Genomic DNA, 17,607 nt, shown 5'->3' with positions numbered 1-17,607 from the left:
TGAGGAGAGAGCCCATGAGGACCACTGTGAGCTGGCAGGCCGACGGCTCGTCGGCGACGCTGCGGCGGACACCGCTGAAGCGACGCGACCTGCGCCCCGACGACGTAGCGGTCCGTGTGGACTACTGCGGCGTCTGCCATACGGATCTACACACCGTCCAGGCCCATGACGGCGGTCAGCCTCTCGTGCCGGGACACGAGTTCACGGGTGTGGTGACCGAGACGGGGCCCGAGGTCACGGGCTTCGCCGTCGGCGATGCGGTGGCGGTGGGCAACATCGTCGATTCGTGCGGGACGTGCGCCATGTGCCGGGCCGGGCAGGAGAACTTCTGCCATACGTTCCCGACGCTGACCTACGGCGGTGTCGACCGCCACGACGGGTCGACCACGCAGGGCGGCTACTCCCGCGAGTACGTCGTCCGATCACAGTTCGCCTACGCCCTTCCCCCCGGCCTGGATCCGGCAGCCGCCGCTCCCCTGCTCTGCGCCGGGATCACCGTCTGGGAACCGCTGCACGCCCTCGGCGTGGGTCCGGGCACCCGCGTCGCCGTGGCGGGCCTCGGCGGTCTCGGCCACCTCGCCGTCAAGATCGCCGTGGCGCTCGGCGCCGACACCTCGGTCATCAGCCGGTCGCCGGACAAGGCCGACGACGCGCGGCGCCTCGGCGCCCACGACCTGGTCGTCTCCACCGATCCGGAGCAGATGGCCGCCGTCCGGGACCGGTTCGACGTCGTCATCGACACCATCGCCGCTCCGCACGATCTCGGCCCTTATCTGCGTCTGGTCGCGATGGACGGGACGCTCAGCCACCTCGGGCACCTCGGACCCATCACCCTGGAGACCACCGACCTGCTCATCGGGCGGAAGAGGCTGAGCTCCGCGGGGAGCGGCGGCAGGCCCGCGACCGCCGCGATGCTGGCCTTCTGCGCCGAGCACGACATCACCGCCGACATCGAGCTGCTCCCCTCGGCCCGCGTGAACGAGGCACTCGACCGGCTCCGGCGCAACGACGTCCGCTACCGCTTCGTCCTGGACATGTCCGACCTGGACTGAGCTGGAGCAGCGGTGACATCGAGCAGGTCGAGCAACAGCATCGCGTCGTGGTCGGGTGTGCCGGGCTCGGCGAGGTACACGCCCAGGCGTTGTCCTGGGGTGCCTTCGAGCTGCATGGCCTGGATGCCGAGAGTGAGGTCGCCGACCGTGGGGTGGTGGAAGGTCTTGGTGGTGTATTTGCGGCCCGTGACGTCGTAGCGCTCCCACAGTCCGGCGAAGTCGGGGCTCTTGAGGAGGAGTTCACCGACCAGGGAGGCCAGGTCGGGGGCGTCGGGGTCGGTACCGGCCAGGGCGCGCAGGCGGGCGACGCAGCCGCGGATCTGGTTGTCCCAGTCGCCGAAGACGTCGCGGGCGGCGGGGTGGAGGAAGAGGTAGCGGGCGAGGTTGCGCTGTTTGGCGGGCCAGTCGTCGATACCGGCGTACAGGGCCAGGCCGCCGGGGTTCCAGGCGAGCAGGTCCATGCTGCGGCTGACGACGTAGGCGGGGTTCGGGCGCAGGGTTTCAAGCAGCAGTTTGATGTGCGGGCGCACGGTCCGGCTGGGGGCCGGAGGCGGCTCGGGAGCGGTGCGGGCTGCTCGGGCCGCGAGCTCGCGCAGGTGCTGGTGTTCGTCGTCGCCCAGGCGCAGGGCGCGGGCCAGGGCGTCGACGACCTCGGGGCTCGGCCTGGTCTCCTTGCCGCGCTCAAGGCGGGCGTAGTAGTCGATGCTGACCCCGGACAGTGTGGCCAGTTCCTCGCGGCGCAGGCCCGGGGTGCGGCGGACGCCTGGTCCGGTGGTGAGTCCCAGGGAATCGGGGCTCGTCTGGGTGCGGCGGGCGCGCAGGAAGCGTCCCAGCTCGGTTCCGCCGTGCTGCTCGGGTGCCATGAAACCAGTCTCACACCGCCGTGACCTGGAAGGCAGCCGCGAGGGTGGCCCTGTCACACCACGGCTGGCCACTCAGCGGCACGACTCGGCCTTCCTGGAGATCACTCGCGGCGGCAGGCTGGATGCCGTGTTCGCCCCGCCACGCCTGGGTCGGCTGGGTCCGGTCCCGGGATTCCAGGTTGCGGGGGCGGCGGCCAGGGCCGGGAATGGACAGGGAGGCGAATCCGGTCCCACCTGCACGTTCGCGGCCCGCACGGCCCGCGCCACCCGCAGAGCCCGCACAGCCCGCAGAACCCGAAAGGACAGGTCATGACCGCCTGGAACGGTTCCGATCTGAAACAGATCGGCACAGCCGAAGAGCTGGACCTGCAGTCCGAGCGCGCGAACGGCACCTTGCGCGCCCCTGTGACGATGTGGGTGGTCCGCGCCGGCGACCACCTCTACGTCCGCTCGGTCAAGGGCGCTGACGGCCCCTGGTACCGAGGGGCACAGACCCGTCAGCAGGGCTGTGTCGAGGCCGGCGGTGTGCGAAGGGACGTGGCCTTCCACGAGGCGGATCCCAGCGAGTACGCGAGCGTGGACGCCGCGTACCGCGACAAGTACGGGCGCTACACCGGCATCGTCGATCACGTCCTGACCGACAAGGCCCGCGCCTCCACCCTCCGCCTGGAACCCGGCTGACACCCCATACGGATCACGGATGGGGACGCACTCACTCCGCCCGACGGCACCACCCGCACAACCACCCCACGTATCAAGGGAGTTCCTTTCTCATGCGCGCCACCCTGCTGTACGCGGCCGACGACGTACGCGTCGAGGACGTCGCCGACCCCAAGATCCAGAACCCCACCGACGCGGTTGTACGGATCGTCCTGTCGTGCATCTGCGGCAGCGATCTGTGGCCCTACAAATCGCTGCCGCCGTCCGACCAGCCTCGCCACATGGGGCACGAGTTCCTCGGCGTGGTCGAGGAGACGGGCTCCGAGGTACGCGGCCTCAAGCCCGGTGACGTGGTCGTGGCTCCGTTCGTCTGGGCCGACAACACCTGCGTCTTCTGCCGCGAAGGGCTGCAGACCTCCTGCCTGAACGGCGGCGGGTGGGGCGCGGACGGGGTCGACGGCGGCCAGGGCCAGGCCGCCCGGGTCCCGTACGCCGACGGAACGCTGGTCAAGCTGCCCGTCGGCGAGGACTCCGAGCTGCTGCCCGACCTGCTGACCCTCTCCGACATCCTGTGCACCGGCTACCACGCCGCTCGCACCGCGGGCGTCGAACGCGGCGACAACGTCACGGTGATCGGCGACGGCGCCGTGGGCCTTGCCGCCGTCATGTCCGCGAAGCTGCTCGGCGCCGAGCGGATCGTCCTCATGGGCCGCCACACCCAACGCACCGATCTGGGCCGGGACTTCGGCGCCACCGACGTGGTCGCCGAGCGCGGCGACGGCGGCATCGCCAAGGTCCGCGAGCTCACCGGCGGCGAGGGCACCCACAAGGTCCTGGAGTGCGTCGGCCTCAAGGACGCGCTCGTGCAGAGCTTCGGCGTGGTGCGGGACGGCGGCACGATCAGCCGGGTCGGCGTACCGCAATCCGCCGACGTGCCCTTCGGCGTAGGCGACTTCATGCGCAACATCACTCTCACCGGCGGCGTCGCGCCCGCCCGCGCCTACATCGAGGAACTGATGCCGCACATCCTCAGCGGCGATCTGCGCCCCGGCCGCGTCTTCGACCGGACCGTCGCTCTGGACGACATCGCCGACGGCTACCGGGCCATGAACGACCGAGAGGCTCTCAAGGTCCTCGTCCGTCCTTGAAGGACCCTGAAGGACCGCCGCTCAGTCCGCTCAGTTCGAAGGAGCGGCTGAGAGCTGCTGGTCGGGATCGGTGCTGGCGGTCAGTGTGTCCCCGTCGAGAGACAGCTCTCCGACGGCAGGGTGGCTGAGCGTCTTGGAGCCCGCATTGAGTGTGGTGACGTGGTGGGCCGCCCACCACCGGCGGAGGACGACGCCGCCTGACACCCGCCGCATCACCGAACGGGCAAGGAAACAAGGAAACAAGGAGCACCATGGAATTCGTCAAGCCGAAGCCCACCGGCAAGGGCCCGCAGGACTGGTTCAACGGAGATGTCTGGTTCGACGTCATCCACGCCGGCCAGGAGCCCTCCCGCATCCGGGCCAACATGGTCCGCTTCGCCCCGGGCGCCCGCACCGCCTGGCACCGCCACGCCGTCGGCCAGACCCTGCACGTCGTCGCCGGTATCGCCCTGGTCGGCACGCGTGACGGCACCGTCTTCGAGGCCCATCCCGGTGAGACCGTCACCTGCCCGCCCGGCGAAGAGCACTGGCACGGCGCCACCGAGGACCGCTTCATGCAGCACCTGGCGTTGTGGGACGGCACAGCGCCCGACGACGAGCGGCCCGAGACCACGTGGCTCGAGCACGTCACCGACGAGCAGTACGGCGCACCCCGCACCCCCGGCCACTGACCGAACAGCCTCTTCCCCACTGGTCTCCGTCTGGAACCCGCGCTCCAACAAGCCCTCGCCATCGCCGGTATGAGGGACGCAAGCGGCGCCGGAGGTTGCCGACGCGCAGGACTGCCTTCTTGCCCGCGTGAGCCCCGGCGCCACCGAGGTGTGGGTGCCGCCCCGGATCCAGCGGATGCCAGGAGAGGGCGGCTGCACCGTCGGCAACGCCCTGGACCCGCAACCGTCGCCGCATTGAGCCCGGTTGAATTTTAAGTTCCCATTAACTTAGGCTTACCTAAGTGTCGTCATGGTGGAGTCCCGCGCTGCGCCGATCCGAAATGTCGGCGTGCACGAGCCGCGGAAGCGGCTGCACCTCCGGAGCCAAAGGAACTTGATGCCCTCCCAGTCCTCGTCCTCTCGCGCGCGTCGCGGAACACTCGTCGTACCGACCGCCGTTGCAGCGCTCACGCTCGTCATCAGCGGTTGCTCCTCCAGTGACGAAGAGAGCTCGAAAGCGTCGGGGAAGGCCGGTGAGGGGTTCCCCGTAAAGATCAAGAGTGCGCTCGGAACGGCTGAGATACCCGAGCGGCCCGACCGTGTCGTCACCCTGGGCCAGGGGTCGACCGAGACTTCCATCGCCCTCGGCAAGACGCCGGTGGGGATGGAGAGTTACAAGTGGGGCAGCGACAAGACCGGTTATCTGCCGTGGGTCCACGAGGCGGTGACCAAGTCCGGTGACAAGCTGCCCAAGCAGTTCAGCGGAGGGGAGGACATCGACTTCGAGGCGATCACCGAGCTCGAGCCGGACGTCATCCTCGCGCCGTGGTCCGGCATCACGAAGGACCAGTACGCGATCCTGTCGGACATCGCACCGACGGTGGCCTACCCGGATCAGGCCTGGAGCACGAACTGGGACCAGCAGATCGACATCATCGCCAAGGCGCTCGGCCGGCCGGAGAAGGCCGAGCCGCTGGAGGAGAAGATCAAGAAGCAGCTCGCCGCTGCCGCCGCCTCGCGACCGAAGTACAAGAACGTCAGCTTCTCCTACCTCTACAACTCCGGCCCCGGCACGCTCGGCGTGTTCAAGCCGGAGGAGCAGCGGGTGCAGATGCTGCGGTCGCTCGGCCTCACCGTCGACCCGGTGGTGAAGACGTTCAAGGAGACCAAGGGCACCGACTCCGCCCTGATCGGCCTGGAGAACGCCGAGAAGCTCAAGGACAGCGATCTGGTGTTCACCTTCTACTCCGACGCGAAGAACCGCAGGGACGTCGAGAAGCAGCCGCTCTACGCGGCGATCCCCGCCGTCAAGAGCGGCGCGGTCGTGGCCGGTGACGACCCCTCGTTCGTGACCGCGTCATCGATGATCAACCCGCTGACCGTCCCCTGGAGCATCGACCGGTACCTGCCGATGATCGACAAGGCCCTCACCAAGACCGACCGCTGAGCCCGCGCACCATGACGACCACCGCACGGGCCGTATCGGGTGGTGCGGGTACTCCTGCCCGCACCACCCGCCCCGGCCCCCGCCCCACCCGATGGGCCCTGTCCCTGTTCATCGGAATCCTCGTACTTACCTTCGCCCTGTTCGCGAGCGTCATGTTCGGCAGCCGCGTCACCTCCTTCAGCGATGTCGTCGACGTTCTTACGGGCACCGCGGATCCGAACATCACCACCATCATCGAGAGCCGCTATCCCCGCACGGCGCTCGGCGTCCTCGCGGGCCTGTGCCTGGCGGTCGCGGGCACCCTGATGCAGGGAGTCACCCGCAACCCGCTGGCCGATCCGGGGCTGCTCGGCATCAACGCCGGCGCGTCCGCGAGCATCGTCGCGGCCACCGCCTACCTGGGCGCCTCCGGCACCGCGGCCGCCGTCTGGTGGGCGCTGCCCGGCGCACTGCTCGCGGGCCTGCTCGTCCACGTCATCAGCTCGGCCGGATCCAGCAAGAGCCTGGTGCGTCTGGTGCTGGCAGGCGCCGTCATGTCCGCGGTCCTCACCGCCTTCATCCAGGCCGTGACCCTCAGCAAACCGCAGGTGTTCGACAGCTACCGCTACTGGGTGGTCGGCGCACTCGGAGGCCGTGATTTCAGCGTGCTCCTCGCGGTGCTGCCCTTCGCCGTGGCAGGTCTTGTCCTCACGCTCGTACTGTCCCCGAGCCTCAACACGCTGGCCCTGGGCGACGACAAGGCGACTTCTCTGGGCTCCCGCCCGGCTCTGGTCCGCGGCGGCGGCCTGATGGCCGCGACCCTGCTGAGCGCCGCGGCGACCGCGGCCGTCGGCCCCGTGGCCTTCGTCGGCCTTGCCGTGCCGCACGTCGTGCGCGCCCTGGTCGGCATCGACTTCCGCCTGCAAGTCGTCTTCTCCTGCATCGCAGGCCCTTCGCTGCTGCTCCTGGCCGATGTCGTGGGGCGTGTGGTGCTGCGCCCGCAGGAGTTGATGGTCGGTGTCGTGACCGCGTTCGTGGGGGCGCCCGCCCTGTTGGTGGCGGTACGCAAGATGAGGGGAAACACATGACGACCAAGCAGCTCCGGGCCGCCCGCCCGGCACGGCCGCGCCGTGTCCTGCGTGTCGGCCGGGCCGTGGCGGTTCCCGTACGGCCGGGTTCCCTTCTCGTCGCCGCGGTACTGCTCGTTCTGATCGCGGCGGCGGCAGCCGCGACGCTCTCCCTGGGCCGGATCGGCATCCCCCTGGCCGACCTCGTGCCCGCCATCACCGGCGACGGCAAGGGCACGGACACCTTCGTGATGAACCGGCTGCGCGGCCCACGGCTCGTGGTCGCCGTCGGCACCGGCGCGGCCCTCGGCCTGTCGGGGGCCCTGTTCCAGTCGGTCACCCGAAACCCCCTCGGCAGCCCCGACGTGATCGGCCTCGCCTCCGGCGCCGGTGCGGGCGCGGCGGCGGTGGCACTGTTCCTGCCCGACACCGTTCCGGTCTCCCTCGGCGCGCTCATCGGCGCGATACTCGCCATGACGCTGGTGTACGTCTCCACCGGCACCGGATTCCGCAATGCGGGCCGTCTCGTCGTCGCGGGCATCGGCACCGCCGCCATGGCCACCGCTGTCACCCAGTACGTCGTCTACGCCGTGGAACGCGACAAGGCCACCGCGCTGACCGCGTACGTCAACGGCAGCCTGGCGGCGCGTGATTGGGGGCACGCCACCACCATCTGGGTCGTCCTCCTCGTCGTGGTGCCCCTCACGCTGCTCATCGCGCGGCGCCTGAACATGGCAGAGATGGGTGACGAACTCGCCGAGGGACTCGGATCGGCGCCGAGGACTACGAGGACCATCGCGGTCCTCCTCTCGATCGTGCTCTCGGCGGGCGCCGTCAGCGTGGCGGGACCCATCGCCTTCATCTCCCTGACCGCGCCACAGATCGCCAAGCGCGTCACCCGGGGAACCGGCCCGCATCTGATGCTGTCCGCCCTCGTCGGCGCACTGCTCCTGGTCCTCGCGGACCTGTGCTCCCAACAGCTGCCGCTCTTCGAGGACTTGCCGGTCGGCATCTACACCATGGCCATCGGAGGCATCTACCTCGGCTACCTCCTGGTCCACGAATGGCGACACGGGATCCTCTGAGACACTCGCCGTCTCTGAACGACGCGGCAACCCTTTGGGGTCCGGCGGCGACTACGAGGAGAGCCGCTCATCGGAAACTCCCCGAAGGAGACGTTCCCATGACCCTTCCTCGAGCCCGTCGCTCCCCCGGACTCGTCCGCGTCAGATCCCTCTTACGCCCCTCGATGCGGGCCAGGCGACTGGCCTCCCTCGTCGGTGCCACGGGCATCGCAGCCGCGGCCGTGCTGGCCGTACCTGGCACAGCCGCCGCACACGGCGTGGCCATGATGCCCGGGTCGCGCACCTACCTGTGCTACAAGGACCTGCTCGCCAACTCCTCCACCCAGATGCCCACCAACCCCGCCTGCAAGGCGGCGGTGCAGGACGCGGGCACCACGCCGCTGTACAACTGGTTCGCGGTACTCGACTCCAATGCGGGCGGCCGCGGCGAAGGTTACGTCGAGGACGGCACGCTGTGCAGCGCGGGCGACCGCAGCCCCTACGACTTCTCCCCGTACAACGCCGCCCGCACCGACTGGCCCGTCACCCATCTCACCGCCGGCGCCGACATCGAGGTGAACTACAGCAACTGGGCGCACCATTCGGGCACGTTCAAGGTGTACGTCACGAAGGAGGGCTACGACCCGGAGCAACCGCTGGGCTGGTCGGACCTGGAGAACGTACAGACCGTCCAGAACCCGCCGCAGCAGGGCGGCCCCGGCAGCGAGGCGGGCCACTACTACTGGGACCTGCGGCTGCCGGAACGTACCGGTCGGCACCTTCTGTTCGTCCAGTGGATCCGCTCCGACAGCCAGGAGAACTTCTTCTCCTGCTCGGACGTGGTCTTCGACGGAGGCAACGGCGAGGTCACCGGATTGACGGGCGGCGAACGGTCCGGTGCGGCGGTGTCCGCGCTCGGCGCGGGCGAGAAGAACGCCGAGGCGGACGCGGTGCACGAGGGGCACGAAGGCCACGAGGGGCACAGCGGCGGCTCTTCAGCAGCGTCCCGCCCCGCCGCGGATACCACCCCGGCCATCGAGAAGACCGCCTCCGACTCGCCCACGGACTCCCCCGGCCCCGGCCTGGTCGGCACGCTCGCGGGTGCCGGAGCCGTGGTCCTGGCCGGTGGGACCGTCCTGCACCTGCGCCACCGCAGGTCGGCTCCTGATTCTGATCGGTGAGCAGGCAGCGGAAGAGGTGACGTAGCTGCCCTTCCCCCACACCCCACACCCCGCCCGCCGACCGCGGGCCTTCGCGGCGGCGGGCGGGAGCACAACGCCCTACGTGAAGAATCCGTACGGCCATACCCGCGAGGGAATTTCGACCATTCCGCCTCATGAATTTCCGCCGAACCGCGCCTTACGTGGAATTGTCGCGCCGCGGATGAGCGGCCAAACTCCGCTGGCCAGCACGTACTTATGCCGCCCATACCGCGAATCCCCGCTCACATCCCGCCGCGAGGCGTATTACAACCAACCGCAAACCCCGGCAGTCACACGTAATTGCAAGCACCACGTACGTCTCATGGAGGTTATGCAATGCCCTCTCAACTCATCAGCCGCCGGGGATTTCGTACTGCGTCGGCGATGACGCTCGCTCTCGGTACGGCGCTGGCCGCTCCGCTCTTCCTGGCGGGCACCGCCGGTGCCGCGGCGCCGGAGGCCACCGCCGCGTTCAGCCCGAGCGATCACGGCATTCTCTACACCGCCGCCTCCGGCCAGATCAACAAAGTGACCGTCACCGCGTCGATATCCGAAGGCTCCGAAGAGATCACCTACGTGATCGACGACGCCGTTCCGGTCAGCGCGGGAGACGGCTGCTCCTACCCCGACGGCGCGGACCGCACCAAGGTCTCCTGCAAGGTCGCCACTCTGGAGACCCAGGACCCGTACGCCACTTTGAAGTTGGCCCTCGGCGACCGCGACGACACCGTCGCCTACGACAACGCCACCGACCAGACGTACTACTTCGCCTCGGCGGACCTGGGTGACGGCAAGGACACCTGGACCCGGACCGGCTCCGTCGACGGCAACTCCGTCAAGGGCGGGGCGGGCGACGACAACCTCACGGTGGGCGTGGCCGGTGTGGTGAGCGGCGGTGACGGCAAGGACACCATCCGCGCCGGTGCCGGCAGCATCGCGCAGGGCGGCAACGACAACGACACGATCTACTCGGACGGCGACGACAGTGCCGTCGACGGCGGCGCGGGCGACGACGTCATCCAAGGCGGCGCCGGGAGGCAGAACCTGTCCGGCGGCGACGGCAACGACACGATCCGCGGCGCGGCCGGCGGCGACTACATCTACGGCGGCAAGGGCAACGACGTCCTGTACGGCGACAGCGGTAACGACACGATCTACGGAAACAGCGGCGACGACGAGCTGTACGGCGGCACCGGCACGGACACCCTCTCCGGCGGTCCCGGCAGGAACGTGGTCCACCAGGACTGACGCTCCACACCGCCCGGGGCACCGCGCGATCAGCCGCGCGGTGCCCCGGGTGCCGACAGCGATCCCCGACTCAGCGAGCTTCGGCTCAGCGACCTTGGGCTCAGCGGACTCGGTCGTAGACGAGAGCCAACGTGCCGTGCTCGCCCGCGGTCTGGCTGACGAGCTCCCACTTCCCGGCGGGCAGGCCGTCGTCGAAGAGGCGCGGACCGCCGCCGAGGAAGAGCGGAAAGACCGTCAGCGCCAGCCGGTCGACCTTGTCGGCCGCGAGCAGTGCCTTGATGACGCTCGCGCTGGAGAGCACGAGAATGTCGCCGCCTTCGGTCGCCTTCAGGTCATCGACCGCCTCGGCCGTCGGCTTGTCGACGATCGTCGTCCGCTCCCACAGCGCCTTGCCGAGGGTGGAGGAGAGAACGACCTTGTCGGTTTCCACGAGCCACTTCGCGAAGGCCTCGTCGCGCGGGTCCGCTCCCTCCATACCGATGACGGTGGGCCAGAAACCGAGGAATCCTTCGGCGTTGACCCTCCCGAGCAGGGCCGTCGTCGCCGGCTCCCAGAGGCTGGCGAGGAGGTCACGGGCGGCATCGGTGTGGGCGTACGGCATCACCCAGCTCATGTTCTGCGGATTGTCCGGCGCCGCGTAGTGGCCGTCCAGGGAGAGGCTCATGTTGGTGACGACACGGCGGCCCGCGGTCTGCTTCTGCTCCGTCATTTCATGCTCCTAGTGTCGGTGTCACTGTCGGTTTCGGTGGCGGTGCATGTGTCGTGCGTGTCCGTGGCGAGTGCCGCCGCGAGCTTGTCGAGGCTCTGACCGAAGCCGATCTCGATGCCTGCGATGAAGTCGGCGGAGTCGACCGTGCTGTCCGTGATCAGCCAGTGGACGTCGAGGTCCGTGCCTGTGTCGGTGGGGTTCAGGCCGAGATCGACGTGGGCGGTGAAGGCGGGCGAGCCGTCGGGAAGCAGCGGGGAGAGCCGGTAGGCGAGGCGCTCAGCGGGGCGAACGTCGTCGACGACTCCCTGCGCACGCCCGACCACCAGGTCGGAGCCGCCGGTGTCCTCGGCATCGCGGTACTCATGGACGATCCGTCCGCCCGGTCGCGCCTCGAAGACGAGCTCGGATACGCGGAGGCCGTCGGGCGTCCACCACCGGGCGAGAAGGGTGGCCTCGGTCAAGTGGCGCCAGACCAGCTCGGGGCGGGCAGCCAGCGACCGGCGGAACCTGAACGAACGGCCGTCGGCCCACCCCGGATCCCCCGCGGCGAGCCGCTCCGCCTGGAGTCTTGCCCCGTAGCTGTCGAAGGTCGCACGCGGGCCACCGTCCTGGTCGGCGGTGTCCGCGGTGTCGGCGAACCGGTTGAGCGCGGCGGCCAGGTCCCGCAGGGCGGCGGACCGGAGCGCGTAGACGCGGCGCTGGCCGGTGCGCTGGGAGGTGACGACGCCGGCGCGCTCCAGGACCTGCAGGTGCTTGGTCGTCTGCGGCTGGCGCGCCTCGGCGAGCTGGGCGAGAACCCCGACCGAGCGGGGCCGCTCGGCCAGCAGGCTCACGAGCCGCCAGCGTGCCGGGTCCGCCAGTGCGGAGAGGAGTGCGTCCATGAGGTAAGTATTCACGACAGAGAATATTCGTGTCAAGGAATATGCGCGGGCGATCTCACGCCTGTGGGCGTGCGGTGTCAGGTCCGCGCGCCCACAGGCTGTTCGGTGGCCGCTGCTGCGCGGTGGCGGTCACGCGGTGGTGGTGATGCGCTCGACCGCCCGACTCGTCAGTTCACGGCCGTGCGGTGCGCCGTCCAGTGCGCGATGCAGGGTGAGCCCCTCGATGAGCGCGTCGAGTTGGCGTGCGGTGTCGGGCTCGAAGTGCCGTTCCAGCAGGTGCCGGCTGCGGCGCATCCACGCCTGGGTCAGCTCCCGGTACTCCGGGCGGCGAGCGGCGAGGGTGTAGAGCTCCTGGGTGAGGATCAGGTCGCGCTGCGGCCCTTCGGAGAGCCCGTGAATGAGATCGGTGACGGCCTCACGCGCCTGTTCGGGACTGTCGGCGCGGTCCAGGTGCCGCTCGAAGACAGCCACGATGTGGTCGGCGAAGAGAGTGAAGGCTTCGCGGAGCAGGTCGTCGATGCCGGTGAAGTGGTACGTCATCGAGCCGAGCGGCACGGCGGCGCGCGCCGCGATCTTGCGGTGGGAGACACCGGCGACGCCTTCGTCGGCGATGTGGTCGAGGGTGGCGGCGAGGATGCGCTCGCGCCGCTGGGGATCCGCGTGTCCGGTGGCCATCGCGGCGGCTCTAGATTCCGCGGATCGGGCGGGCGGGGTTCCCGACGGCGACGACGTCGGCGGGTACGTCCCTGGTGACCACCGCGCCGGCGCCGATGACGCTGTTGTCCCCGATGCTCACGCCGGGGCAGACGATGACACCGCCGCCGAGCCAGACGTTGTCCCCGATGGTGATGGGGAGCGCGGCCTCCAGCTTGTCGCGCCGGGGCTGCGGCTCCACGGGGTGCGTGGGGGTGAGGAGTTGGACGTTGGGGCCGATCTGACAGTCCTCGCCGATGGTGATCCGGGCGACGTCAAGCGCGGTGAGGTGGTAGTTGACGAAGGTGCGGGCCCCGATGGAGATGTTGCTGCCGTAGTCGACGTACAGCGGCGGCCGCACCTCGACGCCCTCACCCACCGAGGCGAGCAGTTCGGCGAGGACCGACCGAGCCTTGTCCTGGTCTTCGAGGTGGACTGCCTGGTAGCGGGCAGCGAGCTGCATGGCGCGCTGCTGCCTGCGGGCGATCTCCGGGTCGTCGGCGATGTAGAGATCGCCCGCGAGCATGCGTTCCAGGTTGGTGCGCGGGTCGTCAGCGAAGTAGTCCGTCGGCATGCGTACGATCGTACACTCTTGAACGTACGAACGTACGCTCCTGGGTCCGGGGCCGGGCTAGACCTCGGTGCGGGCCTCGGCGCAGACCTCGGCCAGTACCGCACCCGTCTCCGGGACGAGCCCGGCGACGGGTCGCCTCGGCACGGTTGACCTCAGTTCGTTCGCTGCAGTTCGTTCGCTCCAGTGCGATCTCTCAGGCGACGGGGTCGCCGACGACTCCGCCGGTCGCTGTGCGGATCGCATGCACGTAACGCCGGGAGACGGCCGCCAAGCCGTTGAACTCCGTGAGATCGGCGCCGGCGAGGATGGCGGCGCCGATGTGCTCGTCAAGGAGCCGCACGACCGCGGCGGCGGCCGCGGCGTGCACCCGCACATCCAGGTCATCGGCAGGCAGCCCCAGACGGCCGCCGACGATCACACACATTTCCTGTTCCGTCTGGTCACAGGCCATCAGCCATGCCGTGCGGAGCGCCGGCTCGGTGTCGGCGAGCCGAATCATCTTCATCGCCAGCATCTCGTCGGCAAGGTCGACGGGCGGCCCCTCCTCGCGGAGCCTGCTCAGCGCCGTTCCCAGGTGGTCCTCGAGGGAGCTCTGCGGTGGCCAGCTGCGCAGCACGCTGAGCAGGGTGACGACCCCCTGCATGACGATCGGCTCGGCGCAGCTCTCCTTGCTGCGGAAGTGCCGCCAGATGGTGCGCGTGGACAGGCCGACGGCCTCCGCGATCTGATCGCCGCTCGTGGCGGCCACTCCCTGCTCCCAGAACAGGCGCGCCGCCTCCCGGGAAATCTCGAGCCGCAGCCGCGCACGCCGCTGCTCGCTCATCCCTCCCCCGCTGCCGCGCTTCTCCGTCGCCATGACGCTTTGTCGCCCTTCTCTTCCGATGTCCTCTAACGCCATTGTGTCACTAAGTGACGGTAGATGCGAGTGTGCGGCCCTGGCGATTTCGATTCCGGGACAATCTCCTCATGACGCACTCTTCACAAGAGCCCCGGGATGACGGCGACGGCTATCTCCTCGACAACGCACGGTCCGAGGCCGGCATCCGTTTCGATGCGCTCAGCGAGCTCTTCGACCCCACCACCTTCCGGCACATCGAGACCCTGGGGATCGCCTCGGGGTGGCAGTGCTGGGAGGTCGGGGCGGGCGGCCCCTCGGTGGTGACCTGGCTTGCCGACCGGGTCGGGCCTACCGGCCGGGTACTGGCGACCGACATCGACACTTCCTGGGCCTCCCGGGCGGCGGGCGGGGTCATCGAGGTGCTGCACCACGACGTGGGCCGGGACGAACCCCCGGTGAGCGGCTTCGACTTCGTTCACGCCCGGTTGGTCCTCGTACATGTGGCCGACAGGGAGCGGGCCCTGCGCGCGATGGCCGGCGCGCTGCGGCCCGGCGGGTGGCTGCTGGTGGAGGACGCCGATCCGGCGTCGCAGCCGCTCATCTGCCTGGACGAGTACGGGCCCGAGCAGGCGCTGGCCAACAAGTTGCGCGCCGGATTCCGCTCGCTCCTCGCGGCTCGCGGTGCAGACCTGGCCTACGGGCGCAAAGTCCCCAGGCTGCTGCGGGAGGCGGGGCTGACCGATGTCACCGCGGACGCCTACTTCCCGATCACGTCCGCGGCCTGCGACGTCCTGGAGGCGGCGACGGTACGGCACGTGCGGGACAGACTGATCGCGGCAGGGCTCGCGACCGACGAGGAGATCGACCGGCATCTCGCGAGCGTCACCTCGGGCCGTCTCGACCTCGCCACCTCCCCGATGATCTCCGCGTGGGGCCGCCGTCCGTGACGGGAACTCCGTCGACGTCACCTCGGCGGAAAATCACGTGCCCCAAAGATCCGCGCACGCTACCGTCGCCCCTATGAACGTCAACGGCCCAGTCACCACCGCGACCGCGCGAGCGACCAGCTCGCCGGTTGCCGCCGCCTGACGTACTTCCCCCATTCCCATCGGCGACCGGACACGGTCCGCCGGTGGTTCCCGTGGTGCTCACACCCCGGTTCCGGTGTGCGGATCCTCTGTCCGGTGCCTCCCTGCCGCGTATGCGAAGGAGCCACCCCATGAACACCGAAAAGCCCGTCGAGATGAGCACCGAAGGCGTCGTCCGCAGGTTCGTCGAGTACTTCGAGGAGCGCGGCCACCGCCGTATCACCGGCTCGACGCTGCTGCCGCCACCCGGTGACCAGGTCCTCTTCACCACCTCGGGCATGCACCCGCTCACCCCGTACCTGGAGGGGCAGCCTCATCCGCTCGGCCAACGTCTCGTCAATGTGCAGCGCTGTCTGCGCACCACGGACCTGGAGGAGGTCGGCGACTCCACCCATCTGACCGTCTTCGAGATGCTCGGTACGTGGTCGCTCGGCGACTACGAGGGGCGCCAGAGCCTCGACTGGGGCTACGGGCTGCTCACCGACGGGTTCGGCATCGACCCGGGCCTGCTGCACGCCACCGTCTTCGGTGGCGACGACCAGGTCGGGCCCGACACCGCTTCCCTGGAGCTGTGGCAGGAGCGCGGGGTGCCGGTGGAGCTCACCGTCGAGGACAACTGGTGGCCCAACGGGACGACGACCGGACCCTGCGGACCCGACTCGGAGATCTTTCTGTGGACCGGCGACACCCCGCCCGAGTCGACGCCGACCGGTGACGACCGCTGGGTGGAGGTGTGGAACCACGTGATGATGCGTCACCGCAGGCTCGACGACGGCTCCCTCGTGTCCCTGCCCCAGCGCAACGTCGACACCGGGCTCGGCCTGGAGCGCCTCGCCTCGCTCCTCCAGGGGCGGACGTCGGTCTTCGAGTGCGATCTCTTCGATCCCTGGCGGCGCCTCGTGCCGGGCCTGTGGCAGCTGGACGAGCCGTCGCTGCGCCTTGTCTGCGACCATCTCCGCTCGGCCATGGTGGTGATCGGCGACGGGGTGCGCCCGGCCAGCACAGGCCGCGGCTACGTGCTGCGCCGACTCGTACGACGGATGCTCACCGCCCTGTGGCGGGAGGACCCTTCGCGCGAACTGGCCGACCTTCCGGGCGAGTTGGTCCGGCACACCTTGGACCACTTCCGTCAGGACGTGGATCCGGACGGTGTGCGCCAGGTGCTGCTCGATGAGGAGCGGCGGTTCAGGCGGCTCCTGGAGCGGGGTCGGCAGGTACTGGCCAGGCCCCGGTTCCGGGGCCCGCTGGACGAGGATGACCTGCGCCATCTCCATGACACCCACGGTCTGCCGCGCGATCTGGTCCTGGCCCTGCGTCAGGGGTGACACCGGGGGCACGACAGCCCCGTACACCGCCGTCGCACACGTCCGCCAGGTCAGGACCGCGCTGGTCGGCCACCGTCCGCAGTACGTCGACCAGCGCGGCCACCGCCGGACGCCGTTCGGCGGAGGCGCGGCACACCACCACGACGTGCCGCTCGATCCGCTCGCGCAACCGCACCACGTCGAAGCGCGAGGCGCGGAGCCCGAGCATCAGCTCGGTCACCGTGCTGACGCCGATGCCCGCCTCGACCAGGGCCAGTGTCGCCGCCGTGTCGGTGACTTCGTGCCGGACATGCGGTTCGAGGCCCGCGCGGCGGCACGCGGTGCGCACGGCGTGGCCGTAGTAGCTGTCGGCCGACGGCAGGATCCACGCCAGGTCCCGGGTGTCGGCCAGAGCGGCGCTGTCGCGGCCCTCCATCCAGCCGGTGGGCACAGCGAGGGCGAAGCGCTCGCGGTAGAGCCGGGTCACCCGCAAGGCGGCGTCGCGCGGGATGGGCACGTCCGGGTAGTCAAGGCCGAGCGCCAGGTCCACGCCTCCCGAAGCGACGGCGTCGTACACCTCGTCCACGTCCATGTCCCGGCTGTGCACGGCCAGTTCGGGGTGGGCCGCGTGCACCCGCCGCAGGACGGGCGGCAGGATCTCGGCGGCGGCCGTGGCGAACAGGCCCACGCGCAGGGTGCCGGAGATCGCCCCGCTGCCGCGCTCCAGCTCCTCGACGGCTTCGGCCTCCGCGGCAAGGATCCGCTCGGCGTGCCGGGCCAGCGTGGTCCCGGCGTCGGTGAGCTCCACCCGGCGGCCCGCACGGCGCAGGAGTGGGGTGCCCGCGGCCTTCTCCAGTGCGGCGATCTGCTGGGAGACGCCGCCCGGGGTGTAGCCGAGAGCGTGCGCGACGGCGGTGATGGTGCCGCGCCGGGTCAGCTCGACCAGGGACCGCAGCTGCGAACTCGTCCAATCCATGGGGCGAACATATAGAGATCGTCAAAGATCAGGAGCAGTAACCGTTCATGGACGTCAACGGTCGGGTTGCGTCACGATGACGGACAGCTCACTGATCGGCGTCCCACACGTTACTGAGCCCCACACACTACTGAGTCCCGCACGTAACTGAGTCCCGCACGTTA

Annotated in this window: 17 protein-coding genes and 2 pseudogenes; 11 read left to right on the top strand and 8 right to left on the bottom strand. The window is 69.8% G+C overall.

Going from position 1 to position 17,607, the window contains the following annotated elements; translation table 11 throughout:
- Positions 1-14: 14 nt before the first annotated feature.
- Positions 15-1,052: an NAD(P)-dependent alcohol dehydrogenase gene (locus ACWFRJ_RS04985; RefSeq protein ID WP_453524777.1), complete on the top strand. Its 1,038-nt coding sequence runs from the start codon at positions 15-17 to the stop codon at positions 1,050-1,052.
- Here the strand turns inward: ACWFRJ_RS04985 and ACWFRJ_RS04980 are convergent.
- Positions 1,016-1,915 (bottom strand): helix-turn-helix transcriptional regulator, encoded by a 900-nt coding sequence (locus ACWFRJ_RS04980; protein WP_453524776.1) that lies wholly within the window; start codon positions 1,913-1,915, stop codon positions 1,016-1,018. The genes ACWFRJ_RS04985 and ACWFRJ_RS04980 overlap by 37 nt on opposite strands.
- 309 nt (positions 1,916-2,224) lie before the next feature.
- On the opposite strand from ACWFRJ_RS04980, the gene ACWFRJ_RS04975 reads away from it, so the two are divergent.
- The gene (locus tag ACWFRJ_RS04975; protein ID WP_453524775.1) at positions 2,225-2,596 is read left to right on the top strand and encodes a DUF2255 family protein; all 372 of its coding nucleotides are present in this window, start codon (positions 2,225-2,227) and stop codon (positions 2,594-2,596) included.
- Positions 2,597-2,688: 92 nt separating this feature from the next.
- Positions 2,689-3,723 carry a zinc-dependent alcohol dehydrogenase family protein gene (locus ACWFRJ_RS04970; protein WP_453524774.1) on the top strand — a complete coding sequence of 345 codons (1,035 nt, stop codon included), beginning with the start codon at positions 2,689-2,691 and terminating at the stop codon, positions 3,721-3,723.
- 51 nt (positions 3,724-3,774) lie between these two features.
- On the opposite strand, the pseudogene ACWFRJ_RS04965 reads toward ACWFRJ_RS04970, so the two are convergent.
- Positions 3,775-3,906: pseudogene (locus ACWFRJ_RS04965) on the bottom strand (MmyB family transcriptional regulator); the annotation flags it as partial.
- Between the two features lie 68 nt (positions 3,907-3,974).
- Between ACWFRJ_RS04965 and ACWFRJ_RS04960 the strand changes: the two are divergent.
- The 6 genes from ACWFRJ_RS04960 (at position 3,975) to ACWFRJ_RS04935 (ending at position 10,380) form a co-directional block, all read left to right on the top strand.
- Complete coding sequence (locus tag ACWFRJ_RS04960; RefSeq protein WP_453524773.1) at positions 3,975-4,394, top strand: (R)-mandelonitrile lyase; 420 nt, start codon at positions 3,975-3,977, stop codon at positions 4,392-4,394.
- Between the two features lie 376 nt (positions 4,395-4,770).
- Positions 4,771-5,820, top strand: a complete 1,050-nt coding sequence (locus ACWFRJ_RS04955) for an iron-siderophore ABC transporter substrate-binding protein (RefSeq protein WP_453524772.1) — start codon at positions 4,771-4,773, stop codon at positions 5,818-5,820.
- Between the two features lie 11 nt (positions 5,821-5,831).
- Positions 5,832-6,887, top strand: a complete 1,056-nt coding sequence (locus ACWFRJ_RS04950; RefSeq protein WP_453524771.1) for a FecCD family ABC transporter permease — start codon at positions 5,832-5,834, stop codon at positions 6,885-6,887.
- Positions 6,884-7,951, top strand: coding sequence for a FecCD family ABC transporter permease (locus ACWFRJ_RS04945; protein ID WP_453524770.1), 1,068 nt, complete (start codon positions 6,884-6,886; stop codon positions 7,949-7,951). Before ACWFRJ_RS04950 ends, ACWFRJ_RS04945 begins: the two co-directional genes overlap by 4 nt.
- Before the next feature lie 164 nt (positions 7,952-8,115).
- Entirely contained in the window at positions 8,116-9,111 is a 996-nt protein-coding gene (locus ACWFRJ_RS04940; protein WP_453525070.1) for a lytic polysaccharide monooxygenase auxiliary activity family 9 protein, read from the top strand.
- 405 nt (positions 9,112-9,516) lie between these two features.
- Positions 9,517-10,380 carry a calcium-binding protein gene (locus ACWFRJ_RS04935; protein WP_453524769.1) on the top strand — a complete coding sequence of 288 codons (864 nt, stop codon included), beginning with the start codon at positions 9,517-9,519 and terminating at the stop codon, positions 10,378-10,380.
- A gap of 100 nt (positions 10,381-10,480) precedes the next feature.
- Here the strand turns inward: ACWFRJ_RS04935 and ACWFRJ_RS04930 are convergent, their stop codons facing one another.
- The 5 genes from ACWFRJ_RS04930 to ACWFRJ_RS04910 all read right to left on the bottom strand — a co-directional run bounded on the left by ACWFRJ_RS04930 (position 10,481) and on the right by ACWFRJ_RS04910 (position 14,093).
- Positions 10,481-11,089, bottom strand: a complete 609-nt coding sequence (locus ACWFRJ_RS04930) for a dihydrofolate reductase family protein (protein WP_453524768.1) — start codon at positions 11,087-11,089, stop codon at positions 10,481-10,483.
- A complete protein-coding gene (locus ACWFRJ_RS04925; RefSeq protein ID WP_453525069.1) occupies positions 11,086-11,970 on the bottom strand; it encodes a metalloregulator ArsR/SmtB family transcription factor in 885 nt (294 codons plus the stop codon). Before ACWFRJ_RS04925 ends, ACWFRJ_RS04930 begins: the two co-directional genes overlap by 4 nt.
- A 129-nt stretch (positions 11,971-12,099) precedes the next feature.
- Entirely contained in the window at positions 12,100-12,645 is a 546-nt protein-coding gene (locus tag ACWFRJ_RS04920) for a TetR/AcrR family transcriptional regulator (protein WP_453524767.1), read from the bottom strand.
- Positions 12,646-12,655: 10 nt separating this feature from the next.
- Positions 12,656-13,237, bottom strand: a complete 582-nt coding sequence (locus tag ACWFRJ_RS04915; protein WP_453524766.1) for a sugar O-acetyltransferase — start codon at positions 13,235-13,237, stop codon at positions 12,656-12,658.
- A 193-nt stretch (positions 13,238-13,430) separates the two neighbouring features.
- A complete protein-coding gene (locus tag ACWFRJ_RS04910) occupies positions 13,431-14,093 on the bottom strand; it encodes a TetR/AcrR family transcriptional regulator (RefSeq protein ID WP_453524765.1) in 663 nt (220 codons plus the stop codon).
- A gap of 110 nt (positions 14,094-14,203) precedes the next feature.
- Between ACWFRJ_RS04910 and ACWFRJ_RS04905 the strand changes: the two genes are divergently transcribed.
- Positions 14,204-15,022, top strand: coding sequence for a methyltransferase domain-containing protein (locus ACWFRJ_RS04905; RefSeq protein WP_453524764.1), 819 nt, complete (start codon positions 14,204-14,206; stop codon positions 15,020-15,022).
- Between the two features lie 296 nt (positions 15,023-15,318).
- Entirely contained in the window at positions 15,319-16,488 is a 1,170-nt protein-coding gene (locus ACWFRJ_RS04900; RefSeq protein WP_453525068.1) for an alanine--tRNA ligase-related protein, read from the top strand.
- 82 nt (positions 16,489-16,570) lie between these two features.
- Here the strand turns inward: ACWFRJ_RS04900 and ACWFRJ_RS04895 are convergent.
- Positions 16,571-17,443: pseudogene (locus tag ACWFRJ_RS04895) on the bottom strand (LysR family transcriptional regulator); the annotation flags it as partial.
- Positions 17,444-17,607: the final 164 nt, after the last annotated feature.

Source organism: Streptomyces sp. NPDC055239 (assembly GCF_053606205.1).
This window is presented reverse-complemented; position numbering and strand designations above follow the sequence as displayed.